At 60.8% G+C, this 23,859-nt stretch carries 21 protein-coding genes and 1 pseudogene; 9 read left to right on the top strand and 13 right to left on the bottom strand.

Annotated features, from left to right (window positions below; translation table 11 throughout):
- Positions 1–7: 7 nt before the first annotated feature.
- The 3 genes and pseudogenes from Q1A20_RS06255 to Q1A20_RS06245 all read left to right on the top strand — a co-directional run.
- Positions 8–901 (top strand): annotated as a pseudogene (locus Q1A20_RS06255) (NAD(P)-dependent oxidoreductase); the annotation flags it as partial.
- A 1-nt stretch (position 902) separates the two neighbouring features.
- Positions 903–1,784, top strand: a complete 882-nt coding sequence (locus Q1A20_RS06250) for a DMT family transporter (RefSeq protein ID WP_299916400.1) — start codon at positions 903–905, stop codon at positions 1,782–1,784.
- Positions 1,784–2,653 carry a sugar kinase gene (locus Q1A20_RS06245; RefSeq protein ID WP_299400861.1) on the top strand — a complete coding sequence of 290 codons (870 nt, stop codon included), beginning with the start codon at positions 1,784–1,786 and terminating at the stop codon, positions 2,651–2,653. Before Q1A20_RS06250 ends, Q1A20_RS06245 begins: the two co-directional genes overlap by 1 nt.
- On the opposite strand, the gene Q1A20_RS06240 is transcribed toward Q1A20_RS06245, so the two are convergent.
- On the bottom strand, positions 2,640–3,860 hold the full coding sequence (locus Q1A20_RS06240; RefSeq protein ID WP_299400863.1) for a mannitol dehydrogenase family protein: 1,221 nt from the start codon (positions 3,858–3,860) through the stop codon (positions 2,640–2,642). The two genes, Q1A20_RS06245 and Q1A20_RS06240, sit on opposite strands and share 14 nt — an antisense overlap.
- Positions 3,857–5,218 (bottom strand): glucuronate isomerase, encoded by a 1,362-nt coding sequence (gene uxaC, locus Q1A20_RS06235; protein ID WP_299916398.1) that lies wholly within the window; start codon positions 5,216–5,218, stop codon positions 3,857–3,859. The genes Q1A20_RS06240 and uxaC overlap by 4 nt, the downstream gene beginning before the upstream one ends.
- A gap of 118 nt (positions 5,219–5,336) precedes the next feature.
- On the opposite strand from uxaC, the gene Q1A20_RS06230 reads away from it, so the two are divergent.
- Genes Q1A20_RS06230 through uxuA form a run of 4 tightly spaced genes read left to right on the top strand, consistent with a single transcriptional unit; the run spans position 5,337 to position 9,605 of the window.
- Entirely contained in the window at positions 5,337–6,374 is a 1,038-nt protein-coding gene (locus Q1A20_RS06230; protein WP_299916396.1) for a Gfo/Idh/MocA family oxidoreductase, read from the top strand.
- Positions 6,371–7,378, top strand: a complete 1,008-nt coding sequence (locus Q1A20_RS06225; RefSeq protein WP_299916394.1) for a Gfo/Idh/MocA family oxidoreductase — start codon at positions 6,371–6,373, stop codon at positions 7,376–7,378. Before Q1A20_RS06230 ends, Q1A20_RS06225 begins: the two co-directional genes overlap by 4 nt.
- Positions 7,375–8,427, top strand: a complete 1,053-nt coding sequence (locus Q1A20_RS06220; RefSeq protein ID WP_299916392.1) for a Gfo/Idh/MocA family oxidoreductase — start codon at positions 7,375–7,377, stop codon at positions 8,425–8,427. The genes Q1A20_RS06225 and Q1A20_RS06220 overlap by 4 nt, the downstream gene beginning before the upstream one ends.
- Positions 8,424–9,605: a mannonate dehydratase gene (gene uxuA, locus Q1A20_RS06215; protein ID WP_299916390.1), complete on the top strand. Its 1,182-nt coding sequence runs from the start codon at positions 8,424–8,426 to the stop codon at positions 9,603–9,605. Before Q1A20_RS06220 ends, uxuA begins: the two co-directional genes overlap by 4 nt.
- 22 nt (positions 9,606–9,627) lie before the next feature.
- Here the strand turns inward: uxuA and Q1A20_RS06210 are convergent, their stop codons facing one another.
- The 7 genes from Q1A20_RS06210 to puuE all read right to left on the bottom strand — a co-directional run bounded on the left by Q1A20_RS06210 (position 9,628) and on the right by puuE (position 18,181).
- Positions 9,628–10,866 (bottom strand): DNA recombination protein RmuC, encoded by a 1,239-nt coding sequence (locus Q1A20_RS06210; RefSeq protein ID WP_299916388.1) that lies wholly within the window; start codon positions 10,864–10,866, stop codon positions 9,628–9,630.
- Entirely contained in the window at positions 10,863–12,683 is a 1,821-nt protein-coding gene (mutL, locus tag Q1A20_RS06205) for a DNA mismatch repair endonuclease MutL (RefSeq protein WP_299400881.1), read from the bottom strand. Before mutL ends, Q1A20_RS06210 begins: the two co-directional genes overlap by 4 nt.
- Positions 12,684–12,800: 117 nt before the next feature.
- Complete coding sequence (locus Q1A20_RS06200; RefSeq protein WP_299400883.1) at positions 12,801–14,024, bottom strand: urate hydroxylase PuuD; 1,224 nt, start codon at positions 14,022–14,024, stop codon at positions 12,801–12,803.
- Positions 14,025–14,112: 88 nt separating this feature from the next.
- A complete protein-coding gene (locus Q1A20_RS06195; RefSeq protein WP_299916386.1) occupies positions 14,113–15,432 on the bottom strand; it encodes a nucleobase:cation symporter-2 family protein in 1,320 nt (439 codons plus the stop codon).
- 45 nt (positions 15,433–15,477) lie between these two features.
- Positions 15,478–15,966: an ureidoglycolate lyase gene (locus tag Q1A20_RS06190; RefSeq protein WP_299400888.1), complete on the bottom strand. Its 489-nt coding sequence runs from the start codon at positions 15,964–15,966 to the stop codon at positions 15,478–15,480.
- Positions 15,963–16,772, bottom strand: a complete 810-nt coding sequence (locus Q1A20_RS06185) for a bifunctional allantoicase/(S)-ureidoglycine aminohydrolase (RefSeq protein WP_299400890.1) — start codon at positions 16,770–16,772, stop codon at positions 15,963–15,965. The genes Q1A20_RS06190 and Q1A20_RS06185 overlap by 4 nt, the downstream gene beginning before the upstream one ends.
- The gene (gene puuE / locus Q1A20_RS06180; protein WP_299400893.1) at positions 16,769–18,181 is read right to left on the bottom strand and encodes an allantoinase PuuE; all 1,413 of its coding nucleotides are present in this window, start codon (positions 18,179–18,181) and stop codon (positions 16,769–16,771) included. Before puuE ends, Q1A20_RS06185 begins: the two co-directional genes overlap by 4 nt.
- Positions 18,182–18,290: 109 nt before the next feature.
- Here puuE and uraH point away from each other — a divergent pair, with 109 nt between their 5' ends.
- Positions 18,291–18,650 carry a hydroxyisourate hydrolase gene (gene uraH, locus Q1A20_RS06175; RefSeq protein WP_299400895.1) on the top strand — a complete coding sequence of 120 codons (360 nt, stop codon included), beginning with the start codon at positions 18,291–18,293 and terminating at the stop codon, positions 18,648–18,650.
- Here uraH and Q1A20_RS06170 read toward each other — a convergent pair.
- From Q1A20_RS06170 to Q1A20_RS06155, 4 genes are read right to left on the bottom strand one after another with little or no spacing between them, the layout of a single operon-like run.
- Entirely contained in the window at positions 18,647–19,576 is a 930-nt protein-coding gene (locus tag Q1A20_RS06170) for a metal ABC transporter permease (protein WP_299400897.1), read from the bottom strand. The genes uraH and Q1A20_RS06170 overlap by 4 nt on opposite strands.
- Positions 19,573–20,778 carry a metal ABC transporter permease gene (locus Q1A20_RS06165; RefSeq protein WP_299400900.1) on the bottom strand — a complete coding sequence of 402 codons (1,206 nt, stop codon included), beginning with the start codon at positions 20,776–20,778 and terminating at the stop codon, positions 19,573–19,575. The genes Q1A20_RS06170 and Q1A20_RS06165 overlap by 4 nt, the downstream gene beginning before the upstream one ends.
- A 3-nt stretch (positions 20,779–20,781) precedes the next feature.
- On the bottom strand, positions 20,782–21,588 hold the full coding sequence (locus Q1A20_RS06160; RefSeq protein ID WP_299400903.1) for a metal ABC transporter ATP-binding protein: 807 nt from the start codon (positions 21,586–21,588) through the stop codon (positions 20,782–20,784).
- Between the two features lies 1 nt (position 21,589).
- Positions 21,590–22,579: a zinc ABC transporter substrate-binding protein gene (locus Q1A20_RS06155; protein ID WP_299916382.1), complete on the bottom strand. Its 990-nt coding sequence runs from the start codon at positions 22,577–22,579 to the stop codon at positions 21,590–21,592.
- Between the two features lie 252 nt (positions 22,580–22,831).
- Here Q1A20_RS06155 and deoC point away from each other — a divergent pair, with 252 nt between their 5' ends.
- On the top strand, positions 22,832–23,836 hold the full coding sequence (gene deoC / locus Q1A20_RS06150; protein WP_299916380.1) for a deoxyribose-phosphate aldolase: 1,005 nt from the start codon (positions 22,832–22,834) through the stop codon (positions 23,834–23,836).
- Positions 23,837–23,859 lie beyond the last annotated feature (23 nt).

The following is a 23,859-nucleotide window of genomic DNA, read 5'->3' as shown; positions in this document are numbered from 1 at the left end:
AAAAGGACAGCAAATGACACACCCCACAATCGGATTTATCGGCCTCGGCCTGATGGGCGCAGCCATGGTTGGGCGCCTGCAGGACAAGGGTTACGCGCTGACGGTCACGGCGAACCGCTCGCGCCCGAACGTTGATGCCGCCGTGGCGCGCGGCGCGACCGAAGTGGCCACCGCCCGTGATGTGGCCGCCGCCAGCGATATCGTCATGCTGTGTATGGACACCAGCGACAGCGTCGAGGGACGCATGCGCGGCCCGGACGGCCTCATTGCCGGGCTGCGCGACGGGGCCACGGTCATTGATTTCGGCACCTCCCTGCCCGGCAGCACCCGCAGCCTGAGCGAAGAGGTTGCCGCAGCGGGCGGCAGTTATCTGGATGCGCCCCTGGGCCGCACGCCCTCACACGCCAAGGACGGGCTACTCAACATCATGGCGGCGGGGGACAAAGCCGCCTTTGACGCGGTTGAGCCGGTGCTCAAGGATCTGGGCGAAAACGTCTTTCACCTCGGGGCCTCCGGGTCCGGGCATACTATCAAGCTAATCAACAACTTCTTCGGGATGACCGTTGCAAACGCCATGGCCGAGGCCTTTGCCATGGCGGATGTGGCCGGCATCGACCGCAAACAGCTTTACGATGTGATGTCCGCAGGTCCTCTGCATTCGGGCATGATGGATTTCGTCAAAGGCTACGGGCTGGACGGCGACCCCAACCAATTGGCTTTTGCTATCCGAAACGCGGCAAAGGACGTGGGATACTATGCCCGCATGGCAGATGAGGCAGGCGTCGAAAGCATCATGTCCAAATGCGCGCTCTCTGCCCTGCGCGAAGCAACGGACACTGGGTTCGGCGATCACATGGTCAGCCAGATGATCGATTTCTACGTCCAGAAAATGGGCAAGTAGCATGGCCGTCAGCGCGGGCCTGTTAGAGGACCGCCCTCATTTCGGCATCATGCTCATGCTGGGGGCGTGGCTGCTCTTTGCCTTCGTTGACACCAGTGCAAAATGGCTGGTGATCCTGGGATTTCCGGCCTTCCAACTGGCCTTCATACGCTATGCCGGGCACTTCGTGATCTCGGTCGCCGTGATCGCCAAGGGGGGCATCGCGCGGGATCGCTTTCAGACCGTGCATATGTGGCAGGTGCTGAGCCGTGCGATGCTGCTGGTGATGGCCACACTGTCGAATTTCTATGCGCTGAACTTCCTGCCGCTGACGGTCACAGCCGCCATCATGTTTTCCAGCCCCGTGATCGTCTGCGCGCTGTCCGGGCCGCTGCTGGGCGAGCATGTCGGCCCATGGCGCTGGTTTGCCATTCTGTTGGGGTTTGCCGGTGTGCTCGTCGTGATCCGCCCTTTTGGCGAAGCCTTTCATATCGCGATGATCCTGCCGCTTCTGAACTCGCTGAGCCTCGCGCTCTATTCGATCATGACGCGCAGGCTGGCTGGTGTCGTCGCCACCGAGACAATGCAGTTTTACATGGGTGCGCTGGGGACGGCGGTGATGTTGCCGCTGGCGCTTTGGGCCTGGAAATGGCCGGACACCCCGATGGATTGGATGATCCTGATCGGGCTTGGCGTCTTTGGCTGGGCCGGTCACCAACTGCTGACGAATGCGCATCGGTTCGGCTCGGCCAACACCCTGATGCCTTACACCTATTCATTCATGATTTACCTGTCTGTCCTGAGCTATCTGGTCTTTCAACACCTGCCGGATCAGTGGACGGTCATCGGGGCAATGATCATCGTCATCTCGGGCCTGATCATCTGGAAAAGGGAGCAACGATAATGCGTGTGGCCTGTGTTGGCGAAGCGATGATAGAGCTGTCCATGCAAGGGACAGCGGCGCAAATTGGCGTGGCGGGCGATACGCTCAATACCGCGATTTATCTCAAGCGTGCTGCCCCGGAATTGATGGTCGATTATGTCACCTGCGTCGGCGATGATCCCTTCTCTGCACAGATCACGGAGTTCATCGCGGCGCAGAATATTGGGTGCGGGAACATCAAAGCCATCGCCGGGAAATCACCGGGTCTTTATGCGATCACGACAAATGACACAGGTGAGCGCGCCTTTACTTATTGGCGGAGCGCTTCGGCGGCACGCCAGATGTTTCAGGTGGATGGCACATTCGATTTCTCCCCTCTGGCGGACTACGACGTGGTTTACCTCTCCGGCATCACCATGGCGATCCTGCCCCAGGCGGTGCGGCTGGCGCTGATCGACTGGTTGGCACAGAAAAAGGCGCAGGTGGCATATGACAGCAACTATCGCCCGCGACTTTGGGAAGACGTGCAAGTGGCGCAGGAGGTGACCCGCAGGCTCTGGAGCCAGGCGAATATTGCCCTGCCATCCATCGACGACGAAATGGATCTCTTTGGGGAAACCGAGGATCAGGTTGCAGCCCGTTTTCTGGCACTTTCCACGCAAGGCGCGTTGAAACGCGGTGCGCAGGGGCCATTGTCGCTCGGCGAAGCCGTCGATCAGGCCTACAACCCTGCCGCAAAAGTCGTCGACACAACGGCGGCAGGCGACAGTTTCAACGGCGGATATCTCGGCGCGCTACTGTCTGGCCAATCGCAAGCTGATGCACTGCGCGCGGGTCACGATTGTGCGGCCAGAGTTGTACAGCATCGCGGTGCGATTATTCCAGAATAGGCGTTGCGAGATCCTGCGCGCCCATCAACGCCAACAGCGCGTCGTCCGCGGCGCCTGCGCCAATGATATGGGCAACCTTGTCCCCCATCGGGTCTTGCAACAGACGGCCCGCACCCACCTCATGGCGGCAAAACCGGATCCAGGACCGTACGCCGTCCGACAGGACGGGCGCAGGCTGGCCCATGGATTTCAGGGCGCGAATACTGTCCAGCATCCGGTAGGGCAGCTTTTGCGTCCCATCCATCGCGATCTGCCGCAGGCTGTGGTTGATGTGCGGATTGTCGAAACGCGCAATCAGCGCATCCGCATAATCGGGCGCAATCTCCTGCATTTCCGGTGTCAGCGTTTGCGCGGCTTCCATCATCAGCGCCCGCGCATTTTCGCGCAAGCCGGGATCGACGACCGCCTCATGCACATAGGTGTGACCGGCCAAGGTGCCAGCATAGGCCAGCATCGAATGCGCCGCGTTCAGCATCCTGAGCTTGCGCGTCTCATGCGGGGCCACATCCTGCGCGAACTGCACGTCCGGCCAATCAGGGCGCGGCGCGGCAAAGCGATCCTCGATCACCCATTCGCGAAAGGGCTCCGTGGGCACGGCCATCGCGTCACCCGTCAACGCGCGCAAATCCTGCGTTGTCGCGGGTGTGATACGGTCCACCATGCTGTTGGGAAAGGTGATCTGGGACAGATCCAACGGCAGCCCTGCAGCCTGAGCAAACGCCACGACCGCGGCCTCCAACACATCGCCGTTTGACACGCGATTGTCGCAACTCAAAACAGTCACCGGGGTGTGCCGTGCCGCCAACCCATAGGCCAGAAAGCCAATGACCGTGCGCAGTGTTTTTCCGGCCAGATCGCTTGCAATCAACGGGTCCGCAACGTCAAGTTGGTTGTCCGCCGTGAGATGATAGCCTTTTTCGGTCACCGTGATCGAAATGAGGTAAACATCAGGGGAGGCAATCTGCTTCAAAACCGCCTGCGGGTCTTCGGGAGCCACCAGAACCTCATCAAAGACGGTGATCGGCTTGACGCCCTGGCCCTGGATCGCAAGGCCGTAGTCATAGTGCTGCGCCCGCAACCCATTGCGCACGCCAGCCGACCGCAAGCTGACCCCGGTCACGGACCAGCCGCCCGCATCCTGCGTGTAGTCCGCCAGATGCGCGCGGCAGAAATTGCCAACACCGATGTGCAAAATGCGATGGTTCATGATCCCAACCTATAGGCTTTGCGTGCAAGGTCCGTGGCCAACAAAGGGGCGAGCGTCCGCGCATCCGACAGATCGAAAACACCGCGCCTGACCTGCTGTTCCAGGTGCAGCGCGACCCCACGGCGCCACATATCATGCCGCGCCGGGATAGACAAAAACGCCCGCGTGTCATCGTTGAAACCGGCAAGATTGTGGTACCCTGCCGTCTCCACGACCTGATCGAAATAGCGCGCAATGCCTGCGGCGCTGTCATGAAACCACCAGGGCGGTCCGATGCGCAGACACGGCCAGTGCCCGGCCATCGGGGCCAGTTCGCGCGCATAGGTCGTCTCGTCCAGCGTAAACAGCAAAAGCGTGAAGTCCGGTGTGTTCCCGACCCGGTTCAGCAGCGCTTCCAGCCCGCGCACCCAATCCACCGCAATCGGAATATCGGCCCCTTTGTCGCGACCGAATGCCTCCAGCACCGCGTGATTTGTGTTGCGCCTGCTGCCACCGTGGATCTGCATGACCAGCCCGTCCTCGACGGACATCTGCGCCATTTCGATCAACATGTGCCCGTAAAACGCCTTCGCATCCGCCGGTGATCCCGTGCCCCGTTGCAACCGCTGGAACATCGTGTCGGGATCGTCCAGCCATTCGGTATGGATCTCTTCGATGGCGTGATCTGTCGCCGTCGCCCCCATGGCTTTGAAAAACGCACGGCGCTGGCGCAGGGCGCTCAGGTACCCCGGAAAGCTGCCGGTATCCGTCCCGGTCAGGACGCCGAGTGTCTCGACATTGCGCAGAAAAGCGGGATCGGCAGGGTCAAGCACACCATCTGGCCGGAAGGTTGGAATGACCCGTCCGGACCAATCGCCATCGGCAATGGCTTGATGATGCGCTAGATCATCCAGCGCACCATCTGTTGTCGCCAGAACCTCGATGCCAAAGCGGTCAAACAGGGCTCGGGGGCGAAACGCGGGCTGCGCCAGCTTTTCCGCGATCTGGTCATAGACCCGATCCGCTGTCGCTTCGGACAATTTCGTGTTGATTCCCAATGTCTGTGTGAGCACATAGCGCATCCAGAAATGCGACGGCGTGCCCAGAAACAGATGCCAATGCCGCGCGAAAAGTCGAAAAATGCCGCGCGGCTCGGCAATCTGTCCCGGGACCCCAATGCCCAGATCCGCAAGGGATACGCCCTGCGAGTAGAGCATCCGAAAGACATAGTGATCGGGCACAACCAACAACGCCGCGGGATCCGGAAAAGCGGCATCCGTCGCGAACCAGGCCGGATCACAATGACCATGTGGTGATACGATGGGCAAATCGCGGATGTCGTCGTAAAGCGACCCCGCCGCTCCGGTTAACTCATGCACGGCGACCACTCCTGAATGCCCCTGTTTTGCGGGACGATATCATGATTTTCAAGGCGCGCATCTTTTGCTTGGCCTGACGTGCGTTTCCTGTAAATCTCCGCCCAAATTGGGGGTGGATATGAAAATTGCATTGATCGGTTTGGGCATGGTTGCGGATACGCATCTTGCGGCGATCAAACACTCCGAAATGGGTCTGCACCTGGCCGGTGTGATGGGCCGGGATCGGCAGCGTACCGCCGAATTCGCCGCCAAGGCGTCGGATATGATGGGGCATCGCGTACCCGTTTTCGCCTCAGTCGAAGAGATCGCCGCAAAGGATGATATTGATTTCGCCCTCATCGCGACGCCACCCGATGCACGGAAATCGCTGGTAGATGTTCTGACGGCAGCAAAGAAGCCGATCCTGATGGAAAAACCCATCGAACGAACCCTGCCCGCCGCCCGCGCAATTGTTGAACAATGCGCCGCGCGTGACGTCCCCCTGGGCATCGTTTTTCAGCACCGCGTCCGAGAAGCCTCCCGCGCGCTGAAAAAGGTGTTGAATGCCGAAGCGCTCGGGCAAATCGCAACGGTGGAGATTCGCGTGCCGTGGTGGCGCGACCAGTCCTACTACGCGGCACCCGGACGCGGCACCTATGCGCGCGATGGTGGCGGTGTGATGATCAATCAAGCCATACATACGTTGGATCTTGCCCTCTGGCTGTTGGGACCGATTCGAACGGTTCAGGCGATGATGCGCACGACCCCACTGCACCAGTTGGAAGCCGAAGACTGGACCGGTGCGGTGTTTGAAATGGAAAACGGCGCGGTGGGCACGCTGATGGCAACCACCGCGGCCTTTCCCGGAGACGCTGAAAGCATCAGCATCCAAGGCAGCCAAGCCGCCGTCCATCTGGCATCCGGTGTTCTGACACTCACCCATCTGGACGGGCGGGCCGAGACCTTTGGCGCAACGGCCAGCACCGGCGGCGGAGCCGACCCGATGGCCTTCACCCATGAATGGCATCAGTCGGTGATCGAGGATTTCGCACAAGCACTCACAACCAATCGCCCGCCGCTCGCAACCGGGGCCAGCGCCCTGATGGCGCATTGCGTGATCGATGCCATGGAACGCGCCAATAGATCCGGTTCCGCAACACAGGTAGCCTCCGCATGACCCTCTCTTTTGTCGCCCTCGGCCTCGATCACCGACACATCTATGGCATGACGCAGAACATGCTGGACACCGGCGCGACATGTCTGGGTTACTGGACCGATGGCACGCCGGAAACGCTGGCGGGATTCGCCAAGCGCTTTCCCGGCCTTAAACGCTTTGACCGTCTGGAAGATGCACTGGCCTGCGGTGCGCGGCTCGCGCTTGTCTCTGCTATCCCGGCGGACCGCGCCGATCTCGCGACCCGCGCCATGCGGCAAGGCATGGACGTCATGACTGACAAACCCGGCTGCACCACCCGCACGCAACTGGAGGAAATCAAACGCTGCGTGGCGGACACCGGGCGGATCTGGTCAATCAACTTCTCCGAAAGGTTCGAGGTGCCAGCGGTCACGCGCGCGTCCGATCTGGTGGCCGATGGTGCCATTGGCCGGGTCGTACACACCGCCGGGTTGGGCCCCCATCGTCTGAACCGGGAGACAAGGCCCAAGTGGTTTTTTGAACGGGAACGGTATGGCGGCATTCTGACCGACATCGCGTCGCACCAGATTGACCAGTTCCTGCATTTCACGGGGTCGGACACTGCGGATGTCACCAACGCCTTTGTGGCCAATCACGCGAACCCGCAGGATATGGGGCTGCAGGATTTCGGCGAATTGTCCCTGCGCAGCGCCCAGGCTACGGGCTATATCCGGGTCGATTGGTACACACCGGATGGCCTGCCGACCTGGGGCGATGGGCGCCTGACAATCCTCGGGACCGAAGGATATATCGAGCTGCGTAAATACGTGGATGTGGGCGGGGCGGCGGGCACCGACCATCTGGTGCTGGTCAACGGCGACAGATGCGAGAAGATCGACGCGAGCGATGCGGGCCTGCCCTACTTTGAGCGGCTCGCTTATGACATCGAGCATCGGGCGGAGACCGCGATGACGCAGGAACACTGCTTCACCGTGATGGGGCTGGCTTTGCGGGCACAAGAGATCGCAGAACAGGGTGCTGCATGATCCGCGTGGCGATCCTGGGCGCAGGGATCGGGCGCGAGCATCTTGCTGCGTATCGCAGGCTGCCAGATGCGTTCCAAGTCGCCATGATCGTGGATCAGGATCGCACGCGTGCCGAAAATCTGCGCGACACAGATGACTTTGTGGTTGCGCCGGACGTGCAGGCGGCGCTGGACAACCCGGAAATCGATATCATCGATATCTGCCTGCCACCGCATCTGCACGTGCCAGTGACGCTCGAGGCGCTAGCAGCGGGCAAACATGTGATTTGCGAAAAACCACTCGCCACGTCGATGTCGGACGTCGACAAGATCAGGCAGGCCGCGGCGCAGAACAGCAAAGAGGTGTTCCCGGTTTTTCAGTATCGGTGGGGCCCGGCGCTGGCACAGTTGCGGGGTCTGATCGCCGCAGGTCTTGCTGGCAAACCGCAGGTAGCGGCGATTGAAACGCACTGGTCCCGGGGCGCGGACTACTACGCGGTCCCCTGGCGCGGGACCTGGGCGGGTGAACAAGGCGGCGCGGTCTTGGGGCACGCCATCCACAATCACGATCTGATGACGCATTTCATGGGACCTGTCGCCGCGCTTTCGGCGATGGTTGCGACACGTGTGAACCCCATCGAAACCGAAGATTGCGCCGCGATCAGCTTTCAGATGACGAATGGCGCGCTCTGCACCAGCGGCATCACCCTGGGGGCGGCGACAGATGAAACGCGCATCCGTCTGGTTTTTGAGAAGCTCACCGCGACCTCTGCATCCGAGCCCTATGCTCCCGGTGCCGGGCATTGGACCTTCACCGCGCGGGACGCGGCAGATCAGCCAAGAGTTGATACGCTGCTTGCCCAGCTGGCCGATGAACCTATCGGTTTTGAAGGGTTTTTGGCGGCCATTTCTGACACACTGGCAGGGCAGGAAAGCAATGCAGTCACACTTGAGGAAGGCGCCGCCTCTGTTGAACTGGTCACAGCGATTTATGAAGCCGCCCGCAGCGGTCACCGCGTGCATCTGCCGCTGGCAAAAACGCACCCACTCTATGAAGGATGGCAGCCATGAAACAATGTTGGCGCTGGTTCGGACCACATGACAAAGTGGCCCTGGAGGACCTGCATCAGGTGGGTGTCGAAGGGATCGTCAGCGCCCTGCATCACATCCTGCCGGGTGACGTCTGGTCCGATGAGGAGATCGAACGCCGCCAATCCCTGCTGACAGACGCGGGTTTCAACTGGGACGTGGTGGAGAGCCTGCCGGTATCCGAGGTCATAAAGACCCAAAGCGCGGGGATGGCGGAGCATCTGGGTGCCTATAAAGCCAGTCTGGAAGCGCTGGCGCGACATGGTATCAAAACGGTCTGCTATAATTTCATGCCAATTCTCGACTGGACGCGCACCAGCCTGCGCGCGCCACAACCGCATGGCGGCACCGCGATGCTGTTTAGCCTGATGGATTTCGCCGCCTTTGATTTGCACATCCTGGCACGCCCAAACGCCCACGACGATTACTCGGCAGATCAGCGCCAGACGGCACGCGCACTATACCAAAACATGAGCGATGACGAGCGCCTGGCGCTGCAACAGAACATCATCGCGGGACTGCCCGGCGCCAATGACACATGGTCTCTAGCCGATATCTCTGCGCTGCTGAAGACCTACGATGGCATTAACCCGGACAGGCTGCGCGCCAATCTGATCGATTTCCTGTCTGAGGTTGCGCCCGTTGCCGAACGCCTTGGTATGCGGCTCTGCTGCCACCCGGATGATCCACCCTTCGGCTTGTTGGGGTTGCCGCGCGTGATGTCCAACACACAAGACTATGTGCATGTGCTGGACGCCGTGGACCTGCCCGCCAATGGCGCCACGCTCTGCACCGGATCATTGGGCGTCAGCGCGGATTTCGATGCGGCAGGTTTTGTGGACCAGCTCGGGCCGCGCATTCACTTTGCCCATCTGCGCAATACGAAACGGCTGACCAACGGCGACCCGACCCGCCCGGACTTTTTCGAGGCCGCCCATCTGGAAGGGGATACCGATATGGTGGCTACCATCCGGGCACTGATCGCAGAGGAAAAGCGCCGCGCGGCGGAGGGTCGGACCGACTGGCAAATTCCCATGCGGCCCGATCACGGTCAGGAGCTGCTCTATGACCGGGAGGCAGACAGCATGCCAGGATACCCACTGATTGGTCGGATGCGCGGTCTGGCCGAGTTGCGCGGTATCATGGCCGCCTGCGCCTGAGGTCGGGTCGCCCCGACCTAGGCTAACTCTCTGGTTTTGCGAGCGGAACGACGTTACCCGCCTCATCGGGCGACAGTTCTTCAAAATCAAAGTTATCCAGCCGATGTGCCCGTTTACCCGCCTTGTCGGCGCTGATCTTGATCTCTTCGATGTCTTTTGAGGCCTGCGAAAAATGGCGGTCCAGATTGCCGACACGGGTGCCCAGACGATCCACATCTGCGACCAGTTTTGACAGCTCTGACCGGATGGCGCCCGCCTGTTCCCGCATGCGCGCATCTTTGAGGATCGCGCGCATCGTATTGAGCGTCGCCATGCAGGTCGTCGGCGACACAATCCAGACCCGCGCGTCAAACCCTTTGCGCACCAGATCCGGGAAATTCGCGTGTAACTCCGCATAGACCGCTTCCGAGGGCAAAAACATCAGCGCCCCATCCGCCGTTTCCCCATCAATGATGTACTTATCAGAGATGTCATTGATGTGTTTGGTGACAGCGATCTTCATCTTTGCCACCGCCTCTTTCAGCTCCCAATCCGTGTCGGCAACCCGGAGCGCTTCATAGGCCTCCAACGGAAATTTGCTGTCGATGACAATCGGCCCCGGTGGGTTTGGCAGGTGGATCAGACAATCCGCGCGTTTGCCGTTGCTCAGCGTGTGCTGCAGCGCAAAACTGTCCTTTGGCAGGGCCTTGGACACGATGTCATGCAGCTGGATTTCCCCGAAAGCGCCGCGTGTCTGCTTGTTGCTCAGGATGTCCTGCAGCGACAACACATCGCCGGAAAGTTTGGTGATGTTGTCCTGCGCCTTGTCAATCGCGGCCAGCCGTTCCTGCAATTGCGTGAGCGATGTGGTGGTTTGCTTGGAAGAGCCATGCAGCGTTTCCTTCATACGCTCCTGCAAATCAGAGAGCGATCTGGCCGACCGCAGCGCGTTATCAGCGAGACGGTCCTGCATTTGCTGCTGTACCGTCGCCAGCCGGGCTTCAACGGTCTGGATCACCTGTGTCTGCGCGGTCGCCTGTGTGTCCGAAACGGTCTGCAGACCCCCACGTAGTTGTTCCTGACCCGCCCCCAGTTGCTGAACGTGCTGGCCCAACACGCCGATCTGCTGCGCCAGTGGCGCGGTTACCTGGGCACTGCGCGCAGTCGCACGCACCGCTATGATCAGTAGGCAGATGATTACCAGCAACGCGAGGGCCGCAGCGACGGTCACCATCACCAGCGGGTCGTCCAGCGCATAGAGTTGTCCAGCAATTTCAATCATTTGCGGCCAAACAGCCTTTCAATGTCGCTTAGCTTCAGATCGACATAGGTGGGGCGCCCGTGGTTGCACTGACCAGAATGCGGCGTTGCCTCCATCTCGCGCAGCAATGCGTTCATTTCCTCCGCGCGCATCCGACGACCGGACCGGATGGAGCCATGGCAGGCGACCCGACTGAGGATCGCCTCGACACGGGCCTGTACCATGGTGCTGCTACTCTGATCCGCAAGCTCATCCAGGATATCAAGCACCATGGCTTTGGCATCAACCTGACCCAGAATCGCCGGAGTTTCGCGTACGGCAATGGCTCTCCCACCAAATGGTTCAATCCCTAAACCAAATTTTTCAAGGTCCTGCGCAATATCCATCACGCGCGCACAATCCCCCGCAGAAAGCTCGACAATCTCGGGGATCAGCAGCACCTGACGGGCGACGCCATTTTTCGCCATTTGTTGTTTCAGTTTCTCATAAACCAGGCGTTCATGTGCGGCATGCTGGTCAACGATGACCATGCCATTGGCGGTCTGCGCGATGATGTAATTCTCATGCACCTGCCCGCGTGCTGTGCCCAAGGGATAATCCTGGTCCTCAACAGGTTCGGGCGCATCCTGAGATTCGGCAGCTTCAACCCGCCCCCAAACCGGCTTTGTTTCCTGAAAACTCGCAGTTGTCGGCGGCGCCGGGCGACGGTCCATCTGATACACGCGCGCGCCGGTTGGTTCAGGGATCATCGCGCCCAATGTGGCGTTGGCAACTGTCGTCGACGCCCGGTGTCCGGCCTCAGCCAGCGCATGGCGCAGCGCCGAGACAATCAGCCCGCGTGCAAGACCCGGATCCCGAAACCGCACTTCGGATTTTGCCGGGTGCACGTTCACATCCACAAGGGTCGGATCGCAATCTATAAAAAGGGCGGCGGCGGGATGCCGGTCCCGGCTCAGGAAATCAAAGTAAGCGCCACGCAACGCGCCGACCAGCAGTTTATCCCGAACCGGACGCCCGTTCACAAAGAGATATTGCGCCACGGCGGACCCGCGCGAGTAGGTCGGCAGCGCCGCGTAGCCCGTCAAATGCAGGCCTTCGCGTTCAGCGTCAATCGCCAGCGCATTCTCCGCAAACTCACGGCCCAGAACCCGCGCCAACCGACCGTGCAGTGCGCTGAACAGATCGCCCTGTTCGGCATCCGCCCGGAACACCTCGCGCCCCTGATCGCCACCCGACACGTCGCGCAGGATGAACTGCACAAAAGGTTCCGCCATGGCGAGGCGTTTCACCACATCTCCGATGGCCTGAGCCTCGGCACGGTCCGTGCGCAGAAATTTTAACCGCGCAGGTGTGGCGTAAAAGAGATCTCGTAAAGTGACCGTTGTGCCCTTGTTCAGCGCTGCGGGTTTGCTGGCCGACACCTTGCCGCCTGTGACGGAAATTTCCACGCCCTGCGCACCTTCCGCTCGGCTGGCAATCGTCAGTCGCCCGACCGCCCCAAGCGATGGCAAAGCCTCTCCTCGGAAACCAAAGGTGTGGATGTTCAACAGGTCCGATCCGTCGATCTTGGAGGTTGCGTGACGGGACAGGGCGAGCGGCAGATCATCCTCTGTCATGCCGCAGCCGTCGTCCTCGACGCGGATCAAGGTCTTGCCGCCGTCGGCATAATCTATGGCGACGCGATGTGCGCCGGCGTCGAGAGCGTTTTCAATCAGCTCCTTCACAGCGGATGCGGGCCGTTCGACCACTTCTCCAGCGGCAATGCGGTTGATCGCCCCTTCGTCCAACTGACGGATGATCGGGCGCGTATCGCTTATATTGGGGTCGAGAGATGCCATACCGCTAAGTCTAGCATGCTCACGACCGATTCTGAAACCGGATTTGCATATCAGGATGCTTTGAAATGCCCACTGCCCGATGGCATCCGCCGTCTCATACCTCAGGCGCGGTTTAGCTTATGAACCCGTTGCGGCACGGTACCACGCCACAATCAAGGCGCGCTCGTCCTCTTCGATATAGGACAGGTTTGCAGGCGGCATGGCATGGCTTATGCCCGCCTGCAGATAGATATCCCGCGCCTGCCGCGCGATCTGATATTCCGTTTCCAGCCGCACGCCCTTCGGCGCCCAATGCAGCCCGTCCCAAACCGGTTCCGCAGCGTGGCACATCGAGCACCGGCCCAGAACGATGTCCTGAACCTCCTCAAACCCTTCCGCCTGGACGAAACGCAGATCCGCGCCCTGCGCCGTCTCCGGTTCCTCCCCCTGGTGCAGCGGCGCTGTCGACAACCACATGATCAGGATAAAAATCAGCGCGGTCACCGCCCATGTCCAATGCGGATTTCCGGTGCGCGCGTGCAGTGAGTTGAAGTAATGCCGGATCGTGACGCCCATCAGAAACACCAGACTGGCAATAAGCCATGTATTTTCCGTCGCGAAGGACAGCGGATAATGGTTGCTGAGCATCAGGAAAATGACGGGTAGCGTCAGGTAATTGTTGTGTGTGCTGCGCTGCTTGGCGATCTTGCCGTATTTTGCATCCGGGGTGCGGCCCGCGATCAGATCGGCAACAACGATCTTCTGGTTGGGGATGATGATCCTGAAGACATTCGCCGACATGATCGTCGCCGTGAAGGCACCCAGATGCAGCATGGCCGCGCGCCCGGAAAAAACAGCCGTATAAAACCATGACATGCCAACCAAAACACCAAACAGCGCCACCATCAGCGCGGTCTGGTTCGCGTCCACAAACACCCGACACAGCAGGTTGTAAGCGACCCAGCCAAAGGCCAGTGACGCCAGCGAGATCCCCACCGCTTGCCACACGGCCAGATCGGCCACCGTGGGGTCAATCAGGTAGAATTCCGCGCCCAGGTAGTAGACGAGAACCAGCAGAGCAAAGCCGCTGAGCCAGGTGGCATAGCTTTCCCATTTGAACCACACGAGATCACCGGGCATCTGATCAGGCGCGACGAGGTATTTCTGGATGTGGTAGAAACCGCCCCCGTGGACCTGCCATTCCTCACCATCGGCACCGCTGGCCAGATTGCGATCCCGGTGCAGCCCCAGATCCAACGCGATGAAATAGAAAGAAGAGCCGATCCAGGCGATGCCCGTGATCACATGCAGCCACCTGACCGCAAATTCGATCCACGCGCCCATCACGGCAAAATCATACATCTTTCAGGTCCTGCGTTGGGTCCAACATAGGGACAGAACGGCCATGGCGACCGTCGCGCCACAGCCCATAAATCTGCGCTCGCGGTGATCAGACTTCGTCTGGCAGGGCCAGGTTGAGAACAATCGCCACCAATGCGGTGGGCGCAACGGCCGACGTAGCGAGCGTTTTGACCACACCCGGCAGGTATTGCACCGCCGTCGGCACCAAGTTCAAGCCCAAACCGGCGGCGAGGGACACGGCGATGATCACCATGTTCCGCCGGTTCATCTCAATCTCGCTGAGCACGTTGAGCCCTGCGGCGGCCACCATCCCGAACATCACAATCACACCGCCCCCCAGAACGGGCAGCGGCATGGAGGCGATCACGGCGCCAATTTTTGGCACCAGCCCGCAGAGGATCAGAACAATGGCGCCAATCGTCACCACATGGCGGCTCATGATCCCGGTCATGCCGACAATGCCGACGTTCTGGCTGAAGGATGTGTTGGGCAGACCGCCGAAGACGCCCGCGATGGCCGTGCCCAGACCGTCCGCATAGGTGGCGCCGGAGATTTCCTCATCCGTCGCTTCGCGCCCCGCGCCTGCCTTGGTCGTGGCCGAGGTATCGCCGACGGTCTCAATCGCGGACACGACAGATACCAGGGTGACCGCGATCACAGCGCCCAGAGAGAATTCAAACCCGTAGGGCAGCGGTGTGATGACCGTGAACCAGCTTGCATTGGCGACCGCTGAGAAATTGACCATGCCGAGCATCAAAGCCAGCAGATATCCCACCACAAGACCAACAAGAATGGCGGCGTTCGACAGTGTGCCCTTTGTGAAGAACTTCAGCACCAGCGCAACGATCACAACCGACAAGGCCACCGACCAATGCATCAGGGACCCGAAGCTTTCCGCCTCCATCTGAAATGGGGCGGCTCCGCCCGCTGCATATTTGATCGCAACCGGGATGAGGTAGAGACCAATCGCAAGGATCACCAGCCCGGTGACCAGCGGCGGAAAGAGCCACCGCAGATGTCTGATGAAGGCGCCCAGCACGAAGTGGATGCAGCCGCCGATGATACAGGCACTGAGCGCCACGCTGAGACCCTGCGTTGCTGCCACCCCGGCCAGAACCCCGACAAAGGCAAAGCTGGTGCCCTGCATGATCGGCAAGCGTGCACCAACAGGCCCAAGGCCCACCGTTTGAAACAGCGTCGCGATGCCAGCAAACAGCATGGCCATCTGAATGAGATAAACCTGTTCGGCTCCACCAAAGGCGAGACCCGCCGCCCCGGCCACGATGATCGATGGCGTTACGTTCGAGGCAAACATCGCCAGCACATGCTGCAGGCCGAGTGGCACAGCCTGCGCCAGTGGCGGCGTTTGATCTGGGTCGCTGTAGGTGCCCGTGGTTATATCCGTCATGTCATGTCCCCGTGGTTCTTGGCCCGATTTTCTCGGCTCCAAGGTTTATGGAACCACTACATATGGCGGATCAAGCAAAACTTCTTCCAGATTGGGTGTATCGCCAATTCGGTCGATGACTGCAAAAATTCCGGGCGCCGCCAAGGGGGTCAGCACGCCATGCCAGATCCTTCGATGAAAATTGATCCCTTGGTGTGGCGCGGTCAGAAACGCGCGGGGCACGCCTGGCGCCCCGTTCTGATCTTCGGCGACGATCACCAGAAACGGGTTTTCAGTCATCGGAATGAACGCCTGGCTGCCCTCCGGATGGCGTTCCATCAGAGATAGCGTGTAGGGCAGGCTGCGGGGTTCGGCATCAAAGAGGCTGATGCCCGCGCGACCGTCCGCGCCAAAATCCAGCGCCGCCTGGTCATGATATCGCCCGCATAGCCCCGCATTAATCATCTTGTCGGGGGAGCCTGCGCACTCCAGAACATCCCCGAACGGCGCAAAAGCCTCTTTGGTCAGGTCTTCGCAGCGGATTTGGGAGCTCATAGCCGCACGTGACGGTTCACGTCCTTGTAAAGCAGATAGCGGAACGGCGCGTCGCCCGTTGCAATACAGGCCTGCGGACAGAAGGCGCGCAACCAAATGAAATCGCCCGGTCCGACGCTGACCCAATCGGTGTTCAACAGGTATTCCGCAGTGCCCTGCAGCACGTAAAGCCCGTGCTCCATCACGTGGGTTTCGGCAAATGGAATACGCCCGCCGGGTTGGAAGGTCACGATGTTCACATGGCAATCATGCGACAGGTCTTCGGGATCAACAAACCGCGTGGTCGACCAGACCTCATCGCAATCGGGCATCGGGGTTGCGGCCACGGCAGCGTCGGAGGTCACAAAGGCGCGGGGCACCTCGATACCCGGCACGGGCTGATAGGATTTGCGTATCCAATGAGCCTGAAAGGGCGCATCGCCACGGTTCCACAGCGTCCAGTGATCCCCGGGCGGGATATAGGCATAGCTGCCGGGCGACAGCAGATGGATCACGCCATCGATGGTCAGCTCCGCAGTCCCACTCGCCACAAAAAGGATCGCTTGCGCGGAGATGTCCGGTTCCGGTGCATCAGACCCACCACCCGGGGCGACTTCCAACGCATATTGCGCAAAGGTCTCGGCAAAGCCGCTGAGAGGTCGCGCCAGTATCCAGGCCCTTGTCTGCTGCCAGCCCGGCAAGAAACTGGTGACGATGTCGCGCTGCGTTACCGCAGGCAGAACCGCGTAACTGGAGGTAAAAACGGCGGTGCTTTGGGGATCTTCCGATTGATCCGGCAGGCCGCCGGGCGGGAATGCGTAGCTCATAAGATGGCCTCCAGACGTATCTCTGCAATGCGTTCAACCTGACGGCAAGCTTCGTCGAACTCCGTGTCGGTTTCATGATCCAGCCGCCGCTGGAACGCGCGCAGAATGCTGGCCTTGTCATGGTCTTTCACCGCGATGATGAAGGGGAAGCCATGCTTTTTCACATAGGCCTTGTTCAGTTTTTCAAAACTGGCGCGTTCTTTATCTGTCAGCGCATCCAGCCCGGCGCTCGCCTGTTCTTTTGTGCTTTCCGCGGTCAGTCGTTTCGCCGCCGCAAGCTTTCCCGCCAGATCGGGGTGCGTGCGCAAGACGCCCATGCGTTCGTCAAGCGTCGCACTGCGGAACATCCGCGCCAACGCGGAGTGCAAGCCAATTGCGGTATCATGCGCAGGCCCAAGTTCCAGATCAAAGGCGCGTTCGGCGATCCACTCGGAATGCTCAAAAATACCACCGAACCTCTCCAGAAAATCGGCCTTTTTCAGCGCGGAGGGGCGCAGGCGTTTCCGGGGCGGGTGAACCTTGCGCCAATGCTCCGCGATTTCGATGCGACGCGGGCACCAGACCCCCTCAAAGCCCTGAATATAATCAATGAACCGTTTCAGCGCCTGCACGCGCCCGGGTCGGCCAATGAGCCGACAGTGCAGGCCAACCGACATCATCTTGGCCGCACCAGCTGCGCCCTCTGCATAAAGCGCGTCAAACGTATCCCGCAGATAGGTGTAGAACTGATCGCCCGCATTGAACCCCTGCGGCGTGGCAAAGCGCATGTCGTTGCAATCCAGTGTGTAGGGGATGATCAGCTGGTTGCGCCGCCCGATTTTGCTCCAATAGGGCAGATCGTCGTCATAGGTGTCCGAGATATATTCGAACTGGCCGGTTTTGGCCGCCAACGCCACGGTGTTGACCGAACACCGACCTGTGTACCATCCCCGCGGGCTTTCACCTGTGACCTCACCGTGCAGACGAATGGCCTCCATCATGTCGGCGGCTTCATCCGCCTCGGTATGATCCTTGTAGTCGATCCACTTCAACCCGTGGCTGGCAATTTCCCATCCGGCCGATTGCATGGCCCGGACCTGTTCGGGTGCCCGTGCAAGCGCGGAAGCCACGCCATAGACCGTGACCGGCACGCCCGCGCCGGTAAACAGCCGGTGCAATCGCCAGAAACCGGCGCGGGCACCGTAGTCATAGATCGATTCCATGTTCCAATGCCGCTGACCGGGCCAGGGCTGCGCGCCAACAATCTCCGACAAAAAGGCTTCGGAGGCTGCGTCTCCGTGCAGCAGGCAGTTTTCCCCACCCTCTTCAAAATTCAGAACAAATTGCACCGCGATACGCGCGCCACCTGGCCATGCAGCGTCGGGGGGATTGGCGCCATATCCTGAAAAATCACGGGGGTAACGCGTCACTCTTGATCTCCTGCGGCAGTGCAGCACCATTCAATACCGGCTGGCAGCGCGTTGCAATTCGTATCTGGGCCGGGCAGGTTGACCGCGACATTCCGCAAAGGAGCGCCCGATGGCCGAAGGATACCTGACCACACATGTTCTGGACACCGCGCGCGGCTGCCCGGCGGCAGGCATCCGCATTCTGCTCTACCGTGTCTCAGGCAACAGCCACCGCAAAATCGCGGAGGCCGTGACGAATGCCGATGGCCGGACGGATCAACCGATCCTGGACAAGGCGGCTTTCAAGACCGGCACCTATGAGCTGATTTTTGAGGCCGGGCCCTATCTGACGGCCAGCGGGGTTGCAGCCGAGGACCCGCGGTTTCTGGACAGTATCCCGATCCGCTTTGGGATGTCGGAGGCGGACAGTCACTATCACGTGCCGTTGTTGCTGTCGCCGTTCGGGTATTCGACCTATCGCGGCAGCTAGGCTTCTTTTGCGGCGCCGCCACGGTGTCGGTGCGGACCACAGATGGCGGTGACGGCGAGGATCACGCCGGAAACGGTTGCAATCATCCCCGCTGCTGAGACGGACGAAGCGTACCCCAGCCACAGGGGGCCATAGCCTGCGATAACGTAGCCGAAAATGGCCGCAAGGGCCGCAAAGAGCACCGACCACGCCACCTGATGTTCCAACCGGTTGGTCATCAGCCGTGCGGCGGCGGGTGGGCAAATGAACATCGCGATCACGATGATGCTGCCCACGGCGTCAAAGGCAGCGACTGCCGCGATGGCGGACACGATCACCAGCGCCAGACCCAGGGGCTGTGTGCGCATGCCCATGGTTTGCGCAAACCCTTCATCGAAGGTGGAGATTTTCAGGGGCCGCCAGAACAGTGCGATGAATACCGCCACGGCCAGCAGCGCCGCCGCCATGCGCGGCAATTCCACCGGCAGGCCCGCCAATGCCACAGGGTCCAGGAGAGAGGCCCAGCCCGTCGCATCCAGCCAGATCAGGCTTTCGAGATTACCAAAGAGCGCATGCTCGACGTCCAGATGCACCGATGAGGTGTCCGATTGCTCCAACAGCAACACGCCCCCTGCAAACATGGTGGTAAAGACGACCCCCATCGCCGCCCCCGGCTCGATCTTCCCCAACCGGCGGATCGCCTCAATCGCGGCAACCGCGATGATCGCGGCACCAGCAGCCCCAAGAAGCATGGGCCAGGTGGCAACCACCCCGGTCAGCAAAAACGCCACAACGATCCCGGGTAAGACCACATGGCTGATTGCGTCGCCGATCAGAGCCTGGCGGCGCAGGACCAGAAAATTGCCCGGCAAGGCGCAGGCAACCGCGACACAGATGCCGATCAACAGCGGTGTCAGCGAGAGGGGGACGAATTCTGCACCCATCATGCGCCGACCCCTTGTGGGGCGGGAATACGGCTGTCGATCTCGGCGATCTGATCGGGCGTCAAGACGCGCTCAATCGGTGTCAGCCCGTCATAGTGCGCGGCGGCGGCCTCGAAACTCGGGTCGCGCCGGATCAACTGCCAGCGCATTTCATCCAGCAATGCCTTGCCTGCGCGCCCCCGACCTTCCTCGGTTGGCACACCGTCCGGCAGCGCCCAACCCGCGCGGCGCAACAGACGCAGCGTCAGGTTTTCATAGATCGGTTGGCCCTGCGCCAGCGCCAACAAGCCTTGCCGCAAGTGCACCCGGCGCTGGAATTTCCGGTGCCGAAGCACGGCGGCCAGAACGCCGCGTTGCGGTGCCAGCAACAGCGAGACAAGGAAGATCGCAAACCCCACCAATACGATGATCGGCCCGGTCGGCAGATCCGGCAAGGCTGCCGAAAGCGCGGCCCCGATATAGGCGGACACGCCACCCAGGAAGCCCGAAATCAGTACCACGTGATCGGTGCGTTCCGTCCAGAAGCGCGCGGTCACGGGGGGGATGATCAGTAGCGCCACGATCAGGATGAGCCCGACAATCTTGAGCCCCACAACCGTCACGGCAAGCACAATTCCCATCATCGCCAGATCGGTACGCGCCACATTCTGCCCGCTCGCCGTCGCATATTCCGGATCAAAAGAGGCCAGCGTCAACGGGCGACGCAAGAGCATCACCAGCGCAAGCGTCAACGCTGCGGAAACGGCAATGATCAGGGCGTCAGACCGCAACATGCCCGCGGTAGAGCCCAGCAGGAACCCCTCCAGCCCGGCCTGTTGGCCTGATTTCATGGTCTGAATCACCGTCAAACCCACAATGCCCATGCCAAAGAAAACCGACAGCACGGCGCCTATGGCGGCGTCTTCTGCCAACCGTGTCCGTGTGCTTAGCCAACTGACGCAGAGCAGACCAATCGCGGCTGAGGCCGCAGCCCCTGCGAGCAGCCCCACAAGATTGCGGCCATCACCGCCAAAGGCGACCATCAGCATGAAGGCCATGGCCACACCGGGCAGCGTTGCATGGGAAATCGCATCGCTCACCAGCGCGCGTTTGCGTAGAAAGAGAAAGGTGCCGCCGACCCCCGCCGCCATGCCCAGCAGCATCGCACCCAATGTGACCAGGGTCGCATTGTACCCCAGTTGCAGTGACAACGCGTCGACGATCATGGCCTAGCCTAGCGTTCCGCTCAACTGGTCCATCTGTGCCCCTGCCAAACGGCCGCCGTAGGCGGCCTGCAGGTGTTCCGCGGTGAAAACGTCCTCTACCCGCCCTTCGGCCACGCGGCGTGTGTTGATCAGGAAGACATGGTCGAAGTATTCAGCGACCGTGCTGAGATCATGATGCACGGCGACAACGGTCTTACCCGCATCCCGCAGCGATTTCAAAACGGCAATGATGGCCTTTTCGGTCGCGGCATCCACACCGGCAAAGGGCTCATCCAGCAAATACAGATCCGCGTCCTGCGCCAGAGCACGGGCCAGAAAGACGCGTTGTTGCTGGCCGCCCGAGAGTTGACCGATCTGGCGCGTGGCGAAATCTTCCATGCCCACGCGGGACAGGCATTCCAGCGCCTTTTCCCTATGCGCACCACGGACCCGGCCCAGCAGACCCAGCTGCCGGTAGAGCCCCATCAATACCACATCGATCACCCGGGTCGGGAAATCCCAATCCACGCTGGCGCGTTGCGGCACATAGGCGATCCGGTCACGACAGGCGGCAACCGGCTGGCCGAACACGGTGGTCTGGCCCGCCAGAGGCGTGAGAATGCCCAAAGCAGCCTTGAGCAAGGTTGATTTACCCGCACCATTGGGTCCGATGATCGCGGTCATGGCCCCCGGCTCCACAGTCATGTCGACCGAAAAAACCGCAGGTTTCTGCCCGTAGGAAACGGTGAGGCCCCGCACGGCCAGAGGGCTGGAGGACCGGGTGTCCTCCGCCGCTTTAAATCCGTCACGGGTTGCAAGTGTCAGGTTCATTTCAGCTGCCCGCCGCCAGTTTGCCCAGACGCCCGCCTTCCGGCACGTCGGCGCCCAATGCCCGCGCGATGGTGGTCACGTTGTGATCGATCATGCCCAGATAAGTGCCTTCGTAAGACCCCTCAGGCCCCATCGCGTCACTGAAAAGCGCGCCGCCAATCGCAACGGTATGCCCGCGCGCCGCGGCACCTTCGACCAGCGCCCGCATGTTGCGGTCAGAGACGGAGGTTTCGACAAAAACCGCGCCGATGTCACGCGCCACAAGCGTTTCCACCAAATCAGAGATGCGGTTCAATCCCGCTTCGCTCTCGGTCGAAATGCCCTGAATGCCGATGACTTCAAACCCATAGGCCTGCCCGAAGTAGCCAAAGGCATCATGCGCAGTCAGCAAAACGCGTTGGTCGGCGGGCACCTTCGTCAGGGAGGTCTGCGCGTAGTCCGCCAATGCGTCCAGCTCCGTCAGGAAACTGTCGGCATTGGCCTGGAAAACCGCGGCGTCCTGAGGGCGCAGGGCGCTCAACTCCTCAGCGACCGCAGTGACCACGTCGCGCCACAGGATCGGGTCCATCCAGACGTGTGGATCGTACCGCCCCTCGTAATCCTCATGGGACAGCAGCACATCTTTGGGCAAGCCTTCGGCGACGGGCACAACGCGTGCTTTACGGTTGAGATCTTCGAAGAACTGTTCCATTTGCGCTTCGAGATAAAGCCCGTGCCACAAGACCAGATCGGCGCGGGTCATGGCCACGATATCACTCCGCGTCTGGCGATAAGCATGCGGGTCGACGCCCGGTCCCATCAGTGCCGTTACGGTCACCAGATCGCCGCCGACCCGGCGCGCCGCATCCGCGATCATGCCCGTGGTCGCAACAATGTTGATTTCCCCGGCGGCCTCCAAACGAGTGGTCTGCGTGCTCAGAACGACGGCGGCGCCAAGACCCGCAAGCAGGCTGCGGCGTGAAAGATGATATGAAGCGGTTTTATATTCCATGCGAATGAATATGCGAGTCATTCGCAAGAAGTCAATGAGTTTGCGAATAATTCGCAAAAGCAAACTCGATACTCACGTCATTTTGACTAAAAATAGGTCATTCGGACCTGTTGGGTCGCCTGAAATGGGCCATTCTTCTCCTCCGGGGATGCCAATAACTCCCGCTGAAGCGCACCGGTGACGTCGCGGGCCCCTGCTTGCCAAGGCGTCCGGGCCATGCGATTTTGCAGCCAGCCCGATAAGGACACCCCAATGCTCAGCCAGACCAACCAGACTGTTTCGACCGCGACCGCGCACCAATTGCCGCAGATCACCGAACCCAGAAATCCTGGCATGGCACTGGATATGGATTGGGTGCGCAGCCTGCAGGCAAACACCTCCGCAATTGAGCGGCGCGCCGCCAATCTGCCCGCCCGCAGGTCGGTCAAGAAACAGCATCAGGCGGCCTGGTTGCTGCGGGCCGTGACCTGCATTGATCTGACCACCCTGTCCGGCGATGACACCGAAGACCGCGTTGCGCGGCTTTGTGCCAAGGCCCGCCAGCCCGTTGCGCAATCCTTGCTCGATGCGCTTGAGATGGGGCCGATCACCACCGGCGCGGTCTGTGTGTATCACGACATGATCCCGGCGGCCGTGCGGGCGTTGGAGGGCTCCGGCATCCCGGTGGCCGCGGTGAGCACCGGCTTCCCCGCGGGCCTGTCGCCCTTTCATCTGCGGCTGGCCGAGATTGAGGAAAGCGTCAAAGCCGGGGCCGCCGAGATCGACATTGTCATCTCCCGCCGCCATGTCTTGTCCGGCAACTGGCAAGCGCTTTACGATGAGATGTGCGCATTCCGCCGGGCCTGTGGTGACGCCCATGTCAAGGCGATCCTGGCTACGGGCGAACTGGGGTCCCTGCGCAATGTGGCGCGTGCCTCGCTGGTCTGCATGATGGCGGGGGCGGATTTCATCAAGACATCGACTGGCAAGGAAAGCGTCAATGCCACCCTGCCCGTGACGCTGGTGATGATCCGCGCGATCCGTGACTACTACGCGCGCACCGGTTTTCGTGTCGGCTACAAACCCGCGGGCGGCATCTCCAAGGCCAAGGATGCCATCACCTACCTGGCGATGATGAAAGAAGAGCTTGGTGATCGCTGGTTGCAAAACGATCTTTTTCGTTTTGGCGCCTCCTCGCTGCTCAATGACATCGAACGGCAGCTCGAACATCACGTCACCGGCAGCTATTCCGCCAGCTACCGCCACCCGACCAGCTGACACGATTTGAAAGGGCCAAGGGC

This window comes from uncultured Roseobacter sp. (genome assembly GCF_947501835.1).
Classification (GTDB): domain Bacteria; phylum Pseudomonadota; class Alphaproteobacteria; order Rhodobacterales; family Rhodobacteraceae; genus Roseobacter.
The sequence above is the reverse complement of the archived record's forward strand: the minus strand, read 5'-3'. Positions and strand labels throughout refer to the sequence as shown.